The sequence below is a fragment of the Mariniphaga sp. genome (assembly GCF_041687215.1).
Classification (GTDB): Bacteria; Bacteroidota; Bacteroidia; order Bacteroidales; family Prolixibacteraceae; genus Mariniphaga.
Map to the genome: position 1 here is coordinate 1 of NZ_JAWLCI010000030.1, position 17,630 is coordinate 17,630.

Here is a 17,630-nt window from a genome sequence, read left to right on the forward strand (position 1 = left end):
ATAGAAATCAAAAAGAAATGGAAATATAGTGAAGCCTTACAATATTTTATGATTTATAAGCTAAACGAAATATTTTGAGCAAATTTTACTGGTTTTTCTTTCAAATTGCAATCACAATTGTATTTTTGTGAACAATTGAGAAGAAATTTACAGAAATTCAAACAAAATAACAGAAAATGAAATTATTTATTCCAAAAAACTACCGATCGGTTTTAGATGTAAATCAAACCGAGCAGGCCATTAAACTTATAAAAGATTTTTTCCAGATGAACCTGGCAGCCGAACTGAGGTTGCGCCGGGTTACTGCGCCGTTATTTGTAAAAAAAGGCACAGGAATTAACGACGATTTGAACGGTGTTGAACGCCCGGTTTCGTTTCCCATGAAGGAAATGGACGACCAGGTGGCCGAGATTGTGCAATCACTGGCCAAATGGAAACGTATGGCGCTGGCCGATCTGAAAATAGAAAAAGGTTACGGACTTTATACCGATATGAATGCCATCCGGCCTGATGAAGAATTAACAAACATTCATTCGCTTTACGTTGACCAGTGGGACTGGGAGCGGGTGGTTTCAAATGAAGAACGCAACCTGGAATTCCTGAAAAAAATTGTTCGGAAAATTTATTCTGTTTTAGTGAATACTGAATTTTATGTTTCGGATAATTATCCGGAAATTAAACCAGAATTGCCCGAGGAAATTACCTTTTTCCATACCGAAGAACTGGCCGAAATGTATCCGGACTTAACCCCGTTTGAACGCGAAACGGAAGTGGCCAAAAAGCACGGAGCTATTTTTGTGATTGGCATTGGCGGCGAATTGCCCGATGGGAAAATTCACGATGGCCGCGCACCCGACTACGACGACTGGACCACTCCAACTGTTAACGGATACAAAGGGTTGAACGGCGATATTATTCTCTGGAACGATGTCCTGAACCGCGCCTTTGAAATTTCGTCCATGGGAATTCGCGTTGACCGCGATGCCATAATAAAACAGCTCAAAATACGTGGACTGGAAGACCGGAAAGAACTGATGTGGCACAAAATGCTGCTAAACGGCGAACTTCCGCTTACCGTCGGCGGTGGAATAGGGCAATCGAGGCTGTGTATGTATTTTCTGCGCAAAGCCCATATCGGGGAAATTCAGTCAAGTATATGGCCCGGAGAGATGCTCGAAAAGTGCAGGGTAAATGGAATACACCTGCTGTAAAATACAAAATCCAAATTTCAAAAAACAATTAAATTCCAAATCACAAGAAATCCAAATTCCAATACATTTCATTTTGAAATTTTTGGACATTGAAATTTATTTGGAATTTGCTATTTGGGATTTGATAATTGTTTGAAGTTTGTTTTTTGTGATTTGATATTTGCTATTTGGAGTTTGAATCCTATCTTTGCACCGCAAAAAATAAGGCTGCCTCGGTAGCTCAGTTGGATAGAGCAACTGCCTTCTAAGCAGTAGGTCATGGGTTCGAATCCCGTCCGGGGTACAAAGTTGAAACACTTGTCAAAGGCAGGTGTTTTTTCGTTTCAGTATATAAAATACTAAGAATCAGGATTCTTCTTTTCTCTTATTTTCGTTTTCAATGTTGTTTTTAACCTCTTCGGTTAGTTCGTCAATTCGGTCAATCGATTTTTTGGTTTTCTCAATGGCATCATCATTTTCCAGCTTTTTTAATTCTTCTTTTAGCTGCACTTTCTTTTTATCCAGTTTTTTCAGTAAATCTTTCTTTTTTTCAATTTCTTCAGATTTTATAGCTTCGTCAAAAATCAACTCTTCTGGTGAATCCTGATTGTAGTCCGGTTTCACCTCTTTTTCCTCTTCAGGAATAAAAATCATTTTTTCCACCCTTCTTTGGTTTCTGAAACCGGGAGAAACAATTTCAATTCCTTTTTTATGCAAAGCATCCATCACCCGTCCATTTAGTAACGAATTAGCACTGAAAAATTTTGTGCTATCTTCTAAAAAACCATGAATTTTGTATACCACCGCATGATCTTCCAATCCGGTAATATAAACGTATGGATCTTTCAGCTCAGCATTAATGGCAGCTTCTTTAAGCGCTTCTTCAATCTTAAAACGCGAAATATCGTATCCGAGTGAGACAGTCGTGGAAATTACTGTGTTTGTTTTGCGTGTAATTTTTACGGGATGGCTGGCAATGAACAGGTTTGGGATGGTTACGAAATTGCTGTCTTCCAGTTGAATTTCTGAATGAAAAATCCCTTTGCGGGTTACACGTCCCTGCCATTGGTCTATTTGAATTAAATCTCCATTTCTGAACCTTTTCATGGTATTGTTCATAATTCCGGCTATAAGGTTACCCAGCAATGTGGTAGAACTCAGGGCAATTCCTGCACTAATAACAATGCCCAGAAAACTTAAAATCTGTTCTTTGGAATGTTGGTCAACCGGCAAGGCAAGAACAAAACTGACAATACCAATCAGGACAATAAAAATTGAAATACTTCTTTTGATGATGTTTCCGGTTACCGAAAAGGATTTTAAACGGTTAAACAACCACGAATTTAAAAACAATAACAAAACAAGAATGAGGACTATTCCGGCTGGTTCAATTAAAGAACCAAAAATGTCCGTCAGATACTCCATATTACTTAGATTTAATTTTTGGATTTTTCATTCAATTCTCAATAGAAAAGCTTTCAGCCTGAAATTTAATCATTTTTTTCGTACCTGAATCATGATTTTCATTCTTCTCTTTTTTCCTTCCGTTTTGGATTGGAAATAAACATTTTTGATTTTCGGAAATCTCATGAAATTATCACGTCATTATGGTGAAGGAATATATTTAAAGGTTGTCCTTTTCATAATCTTGTTTGTCTATCTAATTATTGAACAAAGGTTTTATTGTATTTTTCTTTTTTTACTTTCCATGAAATAATCACTTTTTGTCGTCCCCATTTTTTCGCCAGTTCCTCGTTTTTGCCCATGTAAATATCAATCCGGTTTTTCCAGCGGGCATTCATTTTATCCAAAACTTTGTATTCGCCGGGTAATCCTTCAATTTTTACCTGGCGGAAAAAGGAATTAAGCCGTCACGCGGAACAATGGATATCGATTTTGCCATAATGCTTCCCGATATGGATATTTATGAAGAGCTGATTCATTCACTGCTAAAAAAAGACTTTCGGAAGGTAACTGAACCTTAGTGGTTAATTCACGATACTTCAAACACGTGGTTGACTTACTGCCTTTTGGTGAAGTAGAAGAAACAAGAAACGTAAAATTCACCAATCGCAAAAAAGAAATTTCAGTTGTTGGCTTAAAAAAAGTATTAAACAAACCTGAAAATATATAGCTGGATAAACAACTTCCAATCAACTTGTTTTAAGTGGACAGTAATGGTTTTAAATATCAATTAATTCTGGCTCATCCACCAATACTACATTTAATTTAGATTGCAATGGCTTATTAAGCGGACCAAATGTAATTTTGGTACCTTGTTCATACCCTGCTGCTATAATTTTCCTGTCTTCTTTTAAATAAATTGGAAAGCAATTAAAAGCAAATGTGCGAGGTGTACCTTTAAAAGTTATCGAAAAATCGTTGGTCGTATTTATTGCAAGGTTATTGCCAAGTTGTACACCTAATTGGCTTACCACATCCAATTTTACATTTGCCCCAGTGCTTTTGTCGACTACCCAGGAAAAATCAGCACATTCATAAATGGCATCAATTACATATAACTCTATATTTCCATTGGTTACTTCTTTCTCAAGGTTCTTGTCCTTCAATTCGTGGTCATATAATTGATTGCTAAGTTGTGCAGGTAGGAAATACTTCTTTTGTACATCCTCGAACCGGAATGCCACCTCAGAGTTCTTCTCGAACATAGAACCTATATCGAAAGATGGAATGTTGGAGTTCTTTAGAAAGCCTTCAGCAATTTTAATCGCATTCTCAATTTTAACTTTTGAAGTAGGACTGAGGCTGATTTTGTCAGCAAGTAGTTCTGTTTTAATTTCAATTGCTGTCATTTCGGGTAATTCTCCTTTTACAAGGTCCGATATTTTAGAAAACATTTTTAACTGTCTCCCTTTTTTAGAAATAACCAGCATGGGTTGAATATCCTGGCGTGGCACGCGTACCGGATTCGCACATAATTTATTGCGAACAATTTGTTCCAATGGGTCGTTTTTACAAAGTTTCATAATAATATTTTTAATGATTAAAATGGTTTTTAGAACGGATAAATGTTTATACGTTTTTTCTAAATAAATTCATTTAAAATAACATTATCGTCAATTTCTTCTGCTAATGATTTTAAATTTTCTTTAAGATGGTTCATTGCTCCAATATCATCATGCTCCCTATAAATATCCCAAGCCTTATGATAATAATCTTTGGCTTCAGGATATTGTTTTAGTTTAAAAGAAGCGAAGCCAAGGTTTTCGTAAATCATTGCTTGAGAGAAGTAATGTCCTAAAGAAATAAATGTATCAAGAGCTTCTTTCCAACATTTAATTGCTTCTGAATAATCTTCCATATCTGATTTTAAGATACCAAGATTTGAATTTGTTTTTGCTACAGCTTCAGAATTCTTGAATTGTTCAAATATGGTTAGTGCTTTTTTTAAATACCTTTCACTTTCTGAGTATTTATGTAAATCTCGGCAAACTTCACCAAGATTTTGATAACAATATCCAGCATCAAATTTCTTTCCCATTTCTTCATATAATTCACCGGCCTTTGCTATTAAATTTATACCTTCATTATATATCTCTAAGTCAATGTTTATGTTTAAACCTAAACTATGCCTCACTTGGTCAATGTGCAAAAGACCACGTTTCTGCATATTATTTGCTATACCATAATCATTTTTTGATTTTTCAAAAATCTTTTGTGCCTTTTTGTACCATTCGTGAGCATCATCGAATTGCTGTAATCCTTGATAAGCTGTTCCAGTATTTTGATATAGATCTGCCATGCCTATATATTTTTTTTTATTAGAAGATTTATCATACAACTGAATTGAATCCATAAACTCTTTTTTTGCATCCTTGGGCTTATTTAATTGCAAATATATCATCCCACTGCTGCTTAAAATAATGAAATAATTATAATTTAATTCTCCCATTAAAAGGTATTGCGGATATTGTTCTATTCGTTCTTTTATAGACTGTATAAATTGTAAACACTCATTATACATATTCCTGAATTTATAGAAATTGAATAAACAACTGTACATATAGCCAATATCTTCTCTCTTGTCAAGCGCAATAATAAGAGCATTATATATGTTATCATACTCATAGCGTATAAAAAAAAGCCCTTTTTTATGTTTATGAATATCTTGGCTTTTTATATTTTCATCTAATTGACTACTCACTAAGTTGTAGTGATTCAAAAAAGCACAATTTACATCGTTTACAAAACTTCCTTTATCATGGTGCTGTAAGCTGTTTTTTAAAAAATAGGTAAATACGGGCTGCAATCGGTAAATACCGTCTTGCCCATATTCTGGTTGCATGAATCCATTTTGGATGGACTCACTTATTATTTCTTCTAATTTGTTGAAAGGATAGTTTTGGAAGGTATCGATTTTTTGTAGTTCTTTAAAATAATGGGTTACTGAGAATTTTTCAATATATGATTGGAAAGGCGCAAACAAGAACAGGAGCTTTTGGGCGTCGGGGGAGAGATTACTGTGACTGTATTCGATGCAGCGAAGTATACTTTGGGTTTTATCTTGTATATCTTTTGCCTGTAAATCTACCCCAGCCTGCAGATCATCGAGGATTTTGGCAGCAGTCTTGCCCTTCAACAATGGCAACACTGCCTGCATGGCAAGGGGGTAACCGCCCAATAAACGCATCAGGCGTTTGAAATCAGCATCTTCGAATAACTCTTTGAATTGGAAGGGATGCCCTGAACCTGCCTGATTTCCATAGGTAACCTCCAGAATCTTCCTTGCAAAACTGTGGGCAGTCTGTGGGTCGAAACCTCCTAAAGTAAATGTATTGTCTGTGCCTTTTTGCCTGAATGTCCCTTCTGCCAGCCAACCCTCGCTACCACGCGAACCGTAAAGCACGAAGCTCCCCCCGGTTATGCCCTGCAAAAATTGCTTCAATTCCTCGCGCTGTGGTTCGGTTAGCAGGTTGGGTATTGACAGCCTTTCACCGGTTATGCTCTCCATGTTGTCAAGGATTAGCAAATGATTCCCGGTATTCAGGGCATCAATTATCCAGCCTTTCTGCACAGCAAGTGACTTGCTGTAGTATATCGCCAATTTCTCCTGGTTTAATAATTCTTTTGCCATGGTTCCGAGAATGTGATTAAGGTTGTGAGGAGCTACATCGTACCCGAAGTAAAACACCTCCTTCACGAAACCGGTCCTTTGCCACCATGTTCCCAGATACTTCAATATAGTGGTTTTCCCTGACCCGCCCATGCCCTGCACCAGCAAATGGTTGTTCCGCAGCAGGTGCTTCTCTACCTGTAATATTTCAATATCCCTGCCGTGGAATCCGAACTTAGGCTCCACAAATTTAAATTGGCTTTCCCGCTGAAGGTAAAATTCATCTTCCTCTGCACCTGTGAAAGGACGTAACTTAAAATCGACCTCACGGTTCTTATATACTATAGGCAGCACCCAGTCTTCAAGTTTAATGGTGTAACCGAGCCTGGCGTTTCGTTCCTTATCGCGAAAAAGCTCAGTGCGTGCATCGGCAAATGCCCTATCAATTTTAACTGCTACTCCCGAAGGTGTGTCAAACAAGCTCTCATATAAACGCTGCATCATTACCTCAGCGGCAGTGACTGAAAGTGAGTAGCGCATTGCCATTACGGTTTGTACACCCTTGCGTATGATTTGGTATCCCAAACTTGTATGCGCTTCATCAGCCCTTCCTTGCTGACTGCCATCAGTATCCTGTTTAGCCGACTGGCAGGCATTGAGCAAGCAGATCGGCACCTGAGCAGTCTGTAACAATCCTGCGATTCCCAGTGCCTCAACAGGAACTGCAGTACCTTTGATTTCGCTTTCAAAGAACAAAAATGAGCGTTCCCCTTCGTAAGGCACTATATCATCAAGCGCATAGCGTCCATGTAAAAGTAAGCTGCCTACCTCTTTTCCTGTTTTAAGTTCTTCATAACTGGCCAAAACGCCATGTACATCGAAATGTACAATATGGTAAAACCCCTTCTTCCCGTCCAAATGCGCCACTAAGTTTTTCCAAGTTCCGGGACGTAAAATATGTGGTTTTACCCTCAACCTTGCATTTTCTATCAGGTTGATAAGTGGCCGCTGGATGGTGCGGTAGTTCACATCGCCTTCCCATTCGGGACGAGCTGTCACAATTAAAAGGTTAATGTATGGCGAAGGCGACACATTCGCCTCCACATAACGTGGTTTAAGGTTCTGTCTGATGAATGCTGCCCCGTTAGCGGCAAAAGGATAAGGTAATTCCTTGTCATACATTGCCTCCCAATGCAAATCATGAAACTCCGGAGTATCACCACAAATACAAAATTCCAACTCATCGATACCATGGTCCTGCACAATAGTACGATAAGCAAAATTCAAGTCGGTATTGCTTTTGAAAACTGAGGCAAACAGTTTTTTGCCATATTCCTTTAAAATTTTCTTGCACTTTTCTACCTTGACCTTAGTAATGTAAGGCTCCGAAATATAATTTTCAAAGTACCACTCCAGTTCGTTCTCCTGCTTCTCATCAGCAGGATTGGGCAAAACAACTTTATAAAGTGTGTTGTTAACAAATACTTCTATTTTAAATTTGTTCTTGGTGAAACCCCTTTCTGTAATTTGTATCTGCATAGCATTGAGGTATTTGTAATTTATAGGTGGGTTGATTTTTAGATTCTAAATCATCACCTTAAGACTTCATTAAATATTATGAATTACAACAAAATAGTGCATTGCCATAACCAAAATTTAGATATTGAATCTTTTACTATAGAACACATTAACCTTAGCCTATACAATTTACAAAATAAATTTCCTAGATGCAATAAATATGAGAAGTATTTTTGACTTTCTTGACCAGCATCGTGGATTTATGTTTTATCCCCATCTAAAAATAAACATGGCTTTCATTCTTCTCTTTTTTTAGCCATTTTATATATAGCCATCAAATTTAATTTTCTGGAAAATAAAGTGAAATGAAGTCGGAAAAATCAGCCGATATTTTTATAATAAGGCTTATTTTGAGGATATTGAGGCAATAAAGCAAATTTTCAATCTGATAATAAAAGGGATTAATAACTAATGGCAAAATTTGTTTCGTAGGAAATGGTAAATTTGAAGTGTTGTACAATAAATAAAAACAGATTGGAATAGAATCAGTTTTAAACTAACAGTACCAGGTATTTACCCTCATTCTTTGTATTTTTCTTTTTTAACTTTCCATGATATGGTCACTTTTTGCCGTCCCCATTCTTTCGCCAGTTCCTCGTTTTTGCCCATGTAAATATCAATCCGGTTTTTCCAGCGGAAGTGCATTTTATCCAAAACTCTGTATTCACCGGGTAATCCTTCAATTTTTACCTTTTTGTTATAGGTTAGGCCTTGCTTTATTAAATCTCTTGAAACTGCAATGCTTTTCATTCCCGGTTTCAGTGAATCGCCCCAGGCAGTTATTGCTGAATGTTCGGCGTGGGTTTGATGCGCCAGCGAATTGTAGGCGGTGGCTGTTACTTCCCTGGTAAGGGTTTCGTATTGGCTGCAAGAGACTATCAGCATAACAAACAAAAACAGAGCAGCAAGAATATTCACTATTCTATTCATTAGTTTAATATTTTTTGTACTGTACACCATTCCTGAATATTACAACTGATTCTGTAATTACGAACATAAAAATTGGGAATTGGTTTAATTTATTCTGCAAAGGCTGATGTTCATTCTGTTTTGTGTGCAATCGTTTTGTAACTTTGTCTTCAAAATTTAAATAAATTTAATAATGAACAAGTTTTTATCAGTTGTATTGATGGCAGCACTTTTTTACGGGTGCACATCAACTCCAAAACAAGAAAACAACACTGAAGCAAACAACGAAATGAAAAATAAAGTGGAAGAATTTGCACCATTCAGGCTTACGACCGATTTAAGCGTTTTAACTGAAAAAGAGAAACAAATGCTTCCGTTACTGCTGGAGGCTGCCCAAATCATGGACGAAATTTTCTGGACACAGGCCTACGGGAATAAAAATGAGTTATTTACAGATGATTTGGATGAATACACCAAAAAATTTCTAAAAATAAATTATGGCCCGTGGGAACGCCTGAATAATAACCAGCCTTTTATTGAAGGTGTGGGGCCAAAACCGGCAGGCGCAAATTTTTATCCGGCTGATATGACCAAAGAAGAATTTGATGCCTGGGATGAACCGGCAAAAACCAGTCTTTACACTGTAATCCGTCGGGATGAAAACGGCAATCTGGTTGCAGTTCCTTATCACGAAGCCTGGAATGAAGAAGTAACACATGCTTCGGAATTAATCCTTCAGGCTGCTGAACTGGCTGAAGATCCTGGTTTGAAAAACTACCTGGAAAAACGGGCACAGGCGCTCCTCACCGACGAATATTACGAAAGCGATATGGCCTGGATGGATATGAAAAACAACACCATCGAATTTATTGTGGGTCCAATCGAAAATTACGAGGACCAGCTTTACGGTTATAAAACCGCGCACGAATCGTTTATTCTGATTAAAGACAAAGTGTGGAGTGAAAAACTGGAAAAATATGCTGCTTTTTTGCCGGGCCTGCAAAAAGCTTTGCCTTGCGAACCTCCCTATAAAAATGAAACGCCCGGCGTTGATTCGGATATGAATGTGTACGACGCCATTTATTATGCCGGCGATTGCAACGCGGGAAGCAAAACCATCGCCATCAACCTGCCCAATGATGAAAAAGTGCGCGAGGATAAGGGAAGTCGCAAATTGCAGTTAAAAAACTCCATGCAGGCTAAATTCGATAAAATTCTGGTTCCCATTTCCGACCTGCTGATTGCTGAAGATCAGCGCAAACATGTAAAATTCGATGCTTTTTTCGAAAATACCATGTTTCACGAAGTGGCTCACGGGCTGGGACTTGGAAATACAGTGGACAAAAGTACTACCGTTCGCGAAGCACTGAAAGATGCTTATACTTCCATTGAAGAAAGTAAAGCCGATATTTTGGGTTTGTGGTGCGTTTACCAACTGAATGAAATGGGCGAAATGGGCGAAAAAGAGATGATGGACAATTTCGTAACGTTTATGGCAGGCATTTTCCGTTCGGTGCGTTTTGGTGCAGCCAGCGCCCACGGAAAAGCCAACATGATGCGTTTTTATTATTTTCAGGAGGCCGGCGCTTTTGAACGTGATGCAGCAACCGGAACCTACCGCGTAGATTTTGAAAAAATGAAAGAGGCCATGCTCAGCCTTTCAGAACTGGTACTTAAAATTCAGGGCGATGGCGATTACCAAACTGCAAAGCAAATGCTCGAAGAAAAAGGATTCATTCGCGAAGAATTGCAAAAAGACCTCAACCGGATTGGCGAAGCTGGCATTCCTCGTGATATTGTATTTGAACAAGGTGATGAAATACTGGGCATTAATTAGTTTAACGTTCTGTTAACAAAATATTATTCCTGATTTTTATTACATTTGCGTTGTGAATGTATTCAGAAACATAGCAGTACTTTTTCTGGGAATCATTTTTTTGATTTCGGCAACAGGCGTATTGGTTTATTATTCACACTGTTCCTGCTCAGGAATTGAGCAGGTTTCTGTTTATGTTAGTCCTGAAACCTGTGAAGACAATTTCCACATTCACCATACACATAACGAGGGTGGGGAAGAAGTTTGCACCACTGCAGATGAATGCCATGACTGCAGTTCACATAATGATGAATGCGGATGTAACACGCCTGATGTCAAATATTTAAAATTAGATAATCAGGTAGTCAATGAAAAAATACGGATTGAAAAAATTCAACCGGTTCAATTGAAAGTGTTGGAAACAATTACTGTTTTCCTTTTTAATTTGGAAGAAGACCCGGAAAAATCAGGTTTAAATTATATCGACCCACCACCACCATTTCAAACTTCAACAGATTTCCTCATTCATATTCACAACCTAAAAATTCCTGTTTTAGCTTAAGATTTCATTGTTACCCCCAGGTAATTTATTTACAATGATTTAGGTCTTAAGTATGAAAAAATTAGGAATTTTAATTTTAATATGTCTTCCATTTTTTGCGGTTTCCCAGGTTTTGGAAGGAGTTATTTACGGCAACGATAAAAGTAAAAAGCAACCATTGCCAGGAGTGAATATTCATTGGAAGGGAACAAATACCGGCGTTGCATCGGATGATACCGGTACATTTAAAATCAGAAAAGGCAACGGAAACCATATTCTGGTGGTTAGTTTTGTGGGTTACGAAACTCAGGAATTGCATGTGAATAATTTGGAACCACTGGAAATTGTGCTTGAACCCAATCTGGAATTAGGCGAAGTAAAAGTAGTGCATAAAAACCGGGGCACTTATCTTTCTGCCATCGATCCCATTCAAACCGAACGAATAAACGGCGCCGAGTTGCACAAGGCAGCCTGCTGCAACCTGGCCGAGAGTTTTGAAACAAATCCTTCGGTTGATGTGAGTTACAGCGACGCAGTTACCGGAGCCAAACAAATCAGGTTACTCGGTCTGGAAGGTACATATTCATTATTGCAAATTGAAAATATGCCCAACCTGCGCGGGCTAGCTACCAATTTTGGTTTAACTTATGTTCCGGGTCCGTGGATGGAATCCATTCAGGTTTCAAAAGGTGCAGCATCGGTTTTAAATGGGTACGAATCCATTGCCGGGCAAATAAATGCCGAATACAAAAAACCGGATTCCCAGGAAAAACTGTTTCTGAATACCTTTTTTGGTGCCAGTGGCCGCTTGGAGTTTAACGGAAACGGCAACATCAGAGTTCACAAAGATATGTTGACTACTGGTATTTTTGTTCACGCATCGGATCAATCCCAAATAAATGACCATAATGGCGACGGTTTCCTCGATGAGCCGCTTTCGCGCCAGATTCAGGTTTTCAACCGCTGGAAATACAACAACCACAAAGGATACATGGCGCAGGCCGGCTTTAGTGTTTTAACAGAAGATCGACTGGGTGGCCAGACGGGTTTTGAGCGGGGAATGCAGCCGCTTGTTACCAATCCGTATGGAATTAACATTGAAAACGACCGGTTGGATGGATTTTTCAAAACCGGGTATGTTTGGCCAAATCAAAGAACGGCACTGGCCTGGTTGTCAAACTTTTCACGCCACGAAACCCGCTCGTTTTACGGGTTGAATCATTACAATGCCGATGAATCCCGTTTTTATGGAAGTGCCGTTTTAACCCGTGATTTGGATTTGTTGGGAAAACATTCCGTGAATACCGGATTCAGTTTTATATACGACAATTTCAGCGAAAACCTGTACGACAGGCAAACGGAAAGGATTGAACAGGTTCCGGGAATATTCGCCGAATATACCTTTAAACCCGATGAGGATTTAACTTTTATGGCCGGAATCAGAAGTGATTTCCACAACCTGTTTGGCACTTTTGTTACTCCCCGCATGCATTTTCGGTACAATATGGGAGAATATGTTACTGTGAGGGCAAGCGCCGGAAAAGGATACCGCACTGCCAATGTAATTTCAGAAAACAATTATCTGCTGGCCAATTCCCGTTCCTTGCAATGGACAGATGACGTTTTTCAGGAAAAGGCCTGGAATTATGGGTTTGCCGTGGTGCAAAATTATGCACTTTGGGGCCGCGAGCTCCAACTCAATGCGGAATATTTCCGTACCGATTTTCAATCGCAACTGGTTATAGATCGTGAAACATCGGCAGAAAATATCATTCTGGCGCCACTCGACGGACAATCCTATTCCAACAGTTTGCAATTCGATTTGCGCTACCAGCCTGTTGAACGACTTGATATGTTGCTGGCTTACCGGCATAACGATGTGAAACAAACCATTGGTGGGCAGTTGGTGGAAAAACCTTTGACCAGCCGGTATAAAGGATTGATTACTTTTAATTATACCACCAATCTGAAAAAGTGGATGTTCGATTACACCATTCAGTTTAACGGCGGCGGGCGCATTCCGCGTTATCCGGTAGAGGGGATGGATTTGATGCAGGTTTCTGCAGAATATTATGAATTTTCTCCTTTTACGGTAATGAATGCCCAGATAACCAAATATTTCCGCTACTGGAACATTTATCTTGGCGCTGAAAATTTAGCTGATTTTAAACAATTAAATCCGATTGCTGGTGCCGATGATCCTTTCGGACCCAACTTTGATGCCACCAATGTTTGGGGTCCGGTTAAAGGTCGGCGCATTTATTTGGGATTACGCTTTAATTTGAATTATGAATAAATTAGAAACCAATAAATTATTAAAAATGAAAAAGTTAGGTATAGTATTTTTGATTTTAATGCTGGGAGGATTTACCAGTGAAATTTCAGCTCAGAAAAAGGGCAGGGCAGTGGTTTGCTTTCAAAGCGATATGGATTGTGCCGATTGCGAAAAAACGCTGCACGAATACCTTAGATTCGAGAAAGGGATAAAAGATTTGAGAGTTGATCATGCTTCAAATACCATTTTTATTGAGTATGTGGAGAAAAAGAATGACGACAAGGGATTTGCCGTTGCCATTGAGAAAAAAGGTTACAAAGCCGAAAAAATCAGCGAAAAGAAATACGAAGAATTAGTGACGTCTGCAAAAGAACTTCATAAACACAGCAATGAAGTTCACCACGAACGCGATTAGTCTAGTCTGAATCGGTAGGAGATAGTCCCCTGTTGAAAAGCGGGGGCACTTTCATCAATATTGAATTTTGCTTTTAATGCAGCCTGCCGGGCTTCTGCCCAAAAACTCTGATTCATAATGGTGGTTCCTCTGGCACCTGGTTCTGCTGCTGTTACATTTCCGTTTTTATCCACAGTAACTTTAACAACCACAAGACCTTCATCGTCGCCCGGGTAAACTGGTTTGGGGAGCGAACGTGCCGAACGTCCTGAAAGATCATAGGAAATACCTGAACCCTGAGCACCTCCGCCACTTCCTCCGGGGCCGTAAGTTCCTGCGTTTGGATCGCCTGTTGGCGAACCCTGGTTTCCGCCCGGGAAAGTAGCTCCCTGGCTTTGATTTGTGCCTGTTCCCTGACCACCTGAACCATTTGTATTTCCACCAAAAGCTCCCTGCGCTCGGGAATTTATTTCGGTAATACGGCGCTGTTCTTCTTCACGTTTTTGCCGTTCCAATTCAGCCTGGCGTTGCCTTTCAGCTTCGGCTTGCCTTTGTCTTTCCAACTCTGCCTGTCGTTGGCGCTCAATTTCGGCCTGGCGCTGGTTTTCAGCTTCGGCTAAACGTTGCTGTTCCTGTTGTTGCTCTCGGCGTCGTTGTTCTTCCAGTTGACGCTGGCGTTCAGCTTCTTCCTGTCTTTTTTTTTCTGCGGCATCAATGGCGGCGGTTTCTTCGTAATCCTGAGTCATCGCTTCTTCTTCAGCCGGTTCGGGTTCAGCAGCAGGTGGAGTGGTGGCAGGTTGCGGAGGTGGGGTAGTTGCCGGTTCAGGTTCGGGTTCACTTCGGGTTGGTGGAGGAGGATCAGGTTGACGGCGTTGTGGTGCAGGTTCAATATCACCCAAACCCTTGTCGCTGGTGCCAAAATTGACCAAAATTCCTTCTTCGCCGGGCAATGGCAGCGGTGTAAAAAAGCCTAAAAAGATAAGTAACAGCAACACTGAAATGTGAAATATTGCTGTTCCTATTATACCCTTTTTATGTTTTTCTAAATAAGTCATTTAACTTTCCGGCGCTGTGGCCGCTATCATTTTATACTTGTTTTTTCTTGCAATGTTCATAATTTTTACCACTTCGTCCCACGGAACCGATTTTTCGGCGTGGAGTGAAATATAAATATCATCGTCACCAATACCGTACCGGTTTTGCAAAAAAGGTTCAATTTCCCGGAATTCAATGCTCCGAAGCCTGCCATCATCGTTGATGTAATACCTCAATTCTTTTGTAACTGAAATGGTTGTAATGGGTTTTGCAGCTGTTTGATTGTTGCTCTGTGGAAGCAGTAATTTCAGTGCATTGGGCGCTACCAAAGTAGAGGTCACCATAAAAAATATCAGTAATAAGAATACGATATCCGTCATGGACGACATGCTGAAGGCAGCATTCACTTTATTTCTTCGTTTTAATGCCATTATAAATATTATACAGGTTCGTTCAGTAAATCCATAAATTCTGTAGTAGTGGCTTCCATTTTAAAAACCACTTTTTCGACATTGGCTACCAAAATATTGTAGGCAAAATAAGCAATTATACCAACAATAAGACCAGCAACCGTAGTAACCATAGCCTGATAAATACCTGTGGACAAAAGAGTTACATCAATATTATTTCCGGCATTAGACATGTCGTAAAAAGCCTGAATCATGCCCATAACCGTACCAAGGAAGCCGAGCATGGGCGCACCTCCAGCCACCGAAGCCAATACCGGAAGTCCTTTTTCCAGTTTAGAAATTTCAAGGTTACCCACGTTTTCAATGGCTGCACTTACGTCAGTTAGCGGCCTGCCAATACGGCTGATACCTTTCTCCAGCATCCTGGATGCAGGATTTGAACTGCTCCGGCAAAGCATCACGGCATCATCAATTTTCCCGTTGGTAATGTAAACCTTTATTTTTTCGAGAAGGCCGGTGTCAAATTTTCCGGCTTTTTTTATGGCAAAATACCGGTCGAAAAATATATATACAGCAATAATCGACAAAGCAATTATCGGAATCATAATCCAACCGCCTTTAAAGGCCAAATCAATAAATTTTGTTGAGATTCCGTCTTGCGCCTGGGCCAATGTATCAGATGCAGTTGCTAAATCGGCCTGAATCATTAAAAGTTTAAACATGGATATTGTATTATTTTAATTTTTAAATCAAAACGAAGTTAAACTTCAATTATTATAAAGCGCAAAAATAAGGATTATTTTACAACTGCTGTGGGATTGCTTAGCTGTTCAGGTACAAGTTATGAACAGGAAAGTATTGATATAATAAGTGCTTTATGAATTTTAAACTCGCTGAGAATCGAATAGAAATATTTTTAGAACAGCTGCTGATTCAGAATAACCGATTTTAAACGCGTTGGTATTTGAATATATCTTAATTAATAGAATTAAAGTATAGGAAAAACATTTTGTGAGGAACATTGTGTAAACTTTTACATAAAATCTTTACCGATAATTGCCGGTGCCCGCCAAATATTTGATTTTATGCAAACCCCGAATCCTCGGGGCCATATAAACTCTGATTTTCCAAAATAAACAAATTAACTCGTTTGTCTTATAATTAATATTAAGTTAAATAAAATATATATAGAAAAAGGAGTGAAGTACACCCCTTTTTTATTCAGTTATGATTGTCCTAACTTCTCGAGCATTCTGTTATAGTTCTCCATGTCTTTCAACCTGTAGTAAAGGTTTTTCAACGATTCCATGCTCATGTTGTCGTCTGGCTTAAGTTCGTGGCATTTTTCCATATATGGCAATGCTTCCCTAAACCATTTGTCAGCTTTTTTCAGTTCAACTTCATATTCCTGGTTGTTGCTTGTAGGTATTGAATTTGCAACTTCAATTTGTTTCACGCCTTTATTGTAATACAAAGCTCCAAGGTTATAATATGCATTAAAAAATTCTTCATCGTTTTCTATTGCATTTTCATAAGCTTCTATGGCTTTATCTTCGTTTTCAACTTTTTCATAAAGCGTACCCTGAGCAAAATAAAAAGTGGCATTTCCCGGATCCTGCTGAATGGCCATATCCAAATACCTCATGGCATCTTCCGTTTTGTCCAAATCCAGGTATATTTGAATCATACTGGTAAGAACAGTGTTGTCTTCCGGATATTTTTCAAAACCTTCCTGTAATGCTGCCAAAGCGCCTAAGGTATCTTTTTGCAACTGGTATGCATTGGCAATCAGACTGTAAGTTCTGGCTTCGTTATAGCCATATTTTGCAGCTTCCCTGTAATATTCAATTGCTTTGTCGTAGTTTTCTGCATTGTAAGCAGCCAAACCTGCGTTGAAAATAATAACAGTATCAACCACATCAGGATTATCTCTTTTGATTATATCAATTTCCTGAACATCAAGAATTTGTTCAAACGACTGCAATGCACGAGGATAATTTTCATCATTGAAGGCCTCAACTGCCTGGTTTGTTAAGTCGTTGGTTAACAAGGTTAATTTTACTTTAACACTGTTTTCAAACCTTCCTTTATCATCCAGTTCAAGCGCTTTTTTGTATGATTTTAGCGCTTCAGTTAAAGGGTCTTCAACAAGATTTTTAACTTCTTCGTTCTCCGACTGATAAACAGCCTGATACACCTCACCTCTAACTTCCCAGGTCCGTGGCCAGTCAATGGTTTTGTCGGCTTTATCATGAGTAGGATCAACCGCCTGGTTAATATTCTGTAACGCTTCTTCCAGTTTTCCTGTATCTTTCAGGTTTTGTGATTTGGTTACCAAACCTTTCTGGCCGCAACCAGAAAATGCGATGGAAGCCAAAACCATAAAAATCATTACTTTTTTCATTACC

General features: G+C 39.1%; 14 protein-coding genes and 1 tRNA gene. 6 read left to right on the forward strand and 9 right to left on the reverse strand.

Annotated features, from left to right (window positions below; all coding sequences use genetic code 11):
- The first annotated feature begins 176 nt into the window (after positions 1-176).
- Positions 177-1,211, forward strand: coding sequence for an aspartate--ammonia ligase (gene asnA / locus ACESMA_RS11720; RefSeq protein WP_372949008.1), 1,035 nt, complete (start codon positions 177-179; stop codon positions 1,209-1,211).
- A 209-nt stretch (positions 1,212-1,420) separates the two neighbouring features.
- A tRNA-Arg gene (locus tag ACESMA_RS11725) sits at positions 1,421-1,494 on the forward strand.
- Positions 1,495-1,556: 62 nt separating this feature from the next.
- On the opposite strand, the gene ACESMA_RS11730 is transcribed toward ACESMA_RS11725, so the two are convergent.
- From ACESMA_RS11730 to ACESMA_RS11750, 5 genes are all read right to left on the reverse strand, one after another.
- The gene (locus tag ACESMA_RS11730) at positions 1,557-2,615 is read right to left on the reverse strand and encodes a mechanosensitive ion channel family protein (RefSeq protein WP_372949009.1); all 1,059 of its coding nucleotides are present in this window, start codon (positions 2,613-2,615) and stop codon (positions 1,557-1,559) included.
- Between the two features lie 239 nt (positions 2,616-2,854).
- The gene (locus ACESMA_RS11735) at positions 2,855-3,001 is read right to left on the reverse strand and encodes a hypothetical protein (RefSeq protein WP_372949010.1); all 147 of its coding nucleotides are present in this window, start codon (positions 2,999-3,001) and stop codon (positions 2,855-2,857) included.
- 372 nt (positions 3,002-3,373) lie between these two features.
- Entirely contained in the window at positions 3,374-4,177 is an 804-nt protein-coding gene (locus ACESMA_RS11740) for a hypothetical protein (RefSeq protein WP_372949011.1), read from the reverse strand.
- A gap of 59 nt (positions 4,178-4,236) precedes the next feature.
- On the reverse strand, positions 4,237-7,803 hold the full coding sequence (locus ACESMA_RS11745; protein ID WP_372949012.1) for a tetratricopeptide repeat protein: 3,567 nt from the start codon (positions 7,801-7,803) through the stop codon (positions 4,237-4,239).
- 558 nt (positions 7,804-8,361) lie between these two features.
- Complete coding sequence (locus ACESMA_RS11750) at positions 8,362-8,772, reverse strand: 3D domain-containing protein (RefSeq protein WP_372949013.1); 411 nt, start codon at positions 8,770-8,772, stop codon at positions 8,362-8,364.
- Positions 8,773-8,944: 172 nt separating this feature from the next.
- On the opposite strand from ACESMA_RS11750, the gene ACESMA_RS11755 reads away from it, so the two are divergent.
- From ACESMA_RS11755 to ACESMA_RS11770, 4 genes are read left to right on the forward strand one after another with little or no spacing between them, the layout of a single operon-like run.
- Positions 8,945-10,588: a dipeptidyl-peptidase 3 family protein gene (locus ACESMA_RS11755; protein ID WP_372949014.1), complete on the forward strand. Its 1,644-nt coding sequence runs from the start codon at positions 8,945-8,947 to the stop codon at positions 10,586-10,588.
- Between the two features lie 52 nt (positions 10,589-10,640).
- Positions 10,641-11,129: a hypothetical protein gene (locus tag ACESMA_RS11760; protein ID WP_372949015.1), complete on the forward strand. Its 489-nt coding sequence runs from the start codon at positions 10,641-10,643 to the stop codon at positions 11,127-11,129.
- 52 nt (positions 11,130-11,181) lie between these two features.
- Positions 11,182-13,404: a TonB-dependent receptor gene (locus tag ACESMA_RS11765; protein ID WP_372949016.1), complete on the forward strand. Its 2,223-nt coding sequence runs from the start codon at positions 11,182-11,184 to the stop codon at positions 13,402-13,404.
- 25 nt (positions 13,405-13,429) lie between these two features.
- Entirely contained in the window at positions 13,430-13,798 is a 369-nt protein-coding gene (locus tag ACESMA_RS11770) for a heavy-metal-associated domain-containing protein (protein ID WP_372949017.1), read from the forward strand.
- Here the strand turns inward: ACESMA_RS11770 and tolA are convergent.
- The 4 genes from tolA to ACESMA_RS11790 form a co-directional block, all read right to left on the reverse strand.
- Positions 13,795-14,832: a cell envelope integrity protein TolA gene (tolA, locus tag ACESMA_RS11775; RefSeq protein ID WP_372949018.1), complete on the reverse strand. Its 1,038-nt coding sequence runs from the start codon at positions 14,830-14,832 to the stop codon at positions 13,795-13,797. The two genes, ACESMA_RS11770 and tolA, sit on opposite strands and share 4 nt — an antisense overlap.
- On the reverse strand, positions 14,833-15,243 hold the full coding sequence (locus ACESMA_RS11780) for an ExbD/TolR family protein (protein ID WP_372949019.1): 411 nt from the start codon (positions 15,241-15,243) through the stop codon (positions 14,833-14,835).
- An 8-nt stretch (positions 15,244-15,251) separates the two neighbouring features.
- On the reverse strand, positions 15,252-15,944 hold the full coding sequence (locus tag ACESMA_RS11785) for a MotA/TolQ/ExbB proton channel family protein (protein ID WP_372949020.1): 693 nt from the start codon (positions 15,942-15,944) through the stop codon (positions 15,252-15,254).
- 503 nt (positions 15,945-16,447) lie between these two features.
- Positions 16,448-17,626, reverse strand: coding sequence for a tetratricopeptide repeat protein (locus ACESMA_RS11790; protein WP_372949021.1), 1,179 nt, complete (start codon positions 17,624-17,626; stop codon positions 16,448-16,450).
- Positions 17,627-17,630: the final 4 nt, after the last annotated feature.

What these genes read in the sequence shown, in the direction of transcription:
- asnA (WP_372949008.1), top strand. Translation starts at nt 177, where the DNA reads ATGAAATTATTTATTCCAAAAAACTACCGATCGGTTTTAGATGTAAAT.
- ACESMA_RS11730 (WP_372949009.1), bottom strand. Translation starts at nt 2,615, where the DNA reads ATGGAGTATCTGACGGACATTTTTGGTTCTTTAATTGAACCAGCCGGA.
- ACESMA_RS11740 (WP_372949011.1), bottom strand. Translation starts at nt 4,177, where the DNA reads ATGAAACTTTGTAAAAACGACCCATTGGAACAAATTGTTCGCAATAAA.
- ACESMA_RS11745 (WP_372949012.1), bottom strand. Translation starts at nt 7,803, where the DNA reads ATGCAGATACAAATTACAGAAAGGGGTTTCACCAAGAACAAATTTAAA.
- ACESMA_RS11750 (WP_372949013.1), bottom strand. Translation starts at nt 8,772, where the DNA reads ATGAATAGAATAGTGAATATTCTTGCTGCTCTGTTTTTGTTTGTTATG.
- ACESMA_RS11755 (WP_372949014.1), top strand. Translation starts at nt 8,945, where the DNA reads ATGAACAAGTTTTTATCAGTTGTATTGATGGCAGCACTTTTTTACGGG.
- ACESMA_RS11765 (WP_372949016.1), top strand. Translation starts at nt 11,182, where the DNA reads ATGAAAAAATTAGGAATTTTAATTTTAATATGTCTTCCATTTTTTGCG.
- ACESMA_RS11770 (WP_372949017.1), top strand. Translation starts at nt 13,430, where the DNA reads ATGAAAAAGTTAGGTATAGTATTTTTGATTTTAATGCTGGGAGGATTT.
- tolA (WP_372949018.1), bottom strand. Translation starts at nt 14,832, where the DNA reads ATGACTTATTTAGAAAAACATAAAAAGGGTATAATAGGAACAGCAATA.
- ACESMA_RS11780 (WP_372949019.1), bottom strand. Translation starts at nt 15,243, where the DNA reads ATGGCATTAAAACGAAGAAATAAAGTGAATGCTGCCTTCAGCATGTCG.
- ACESMA_RS11785 (WP_372949020.1), bottom strand. Translation starts at nt 15,944, where the DNA reads ATGTTTAAACTTTTAATGATTCAGGCCGATTTAGCAACTGCATCTGAT.
- ACESMA_RS11790 (WP_372949021.1), bottom strand. Translation starts at nt 17,626, where the DNA reads ATGAAAAAAGTAATGATTTTTATGGTTTTGGCTTCCATCGCATTTTCT.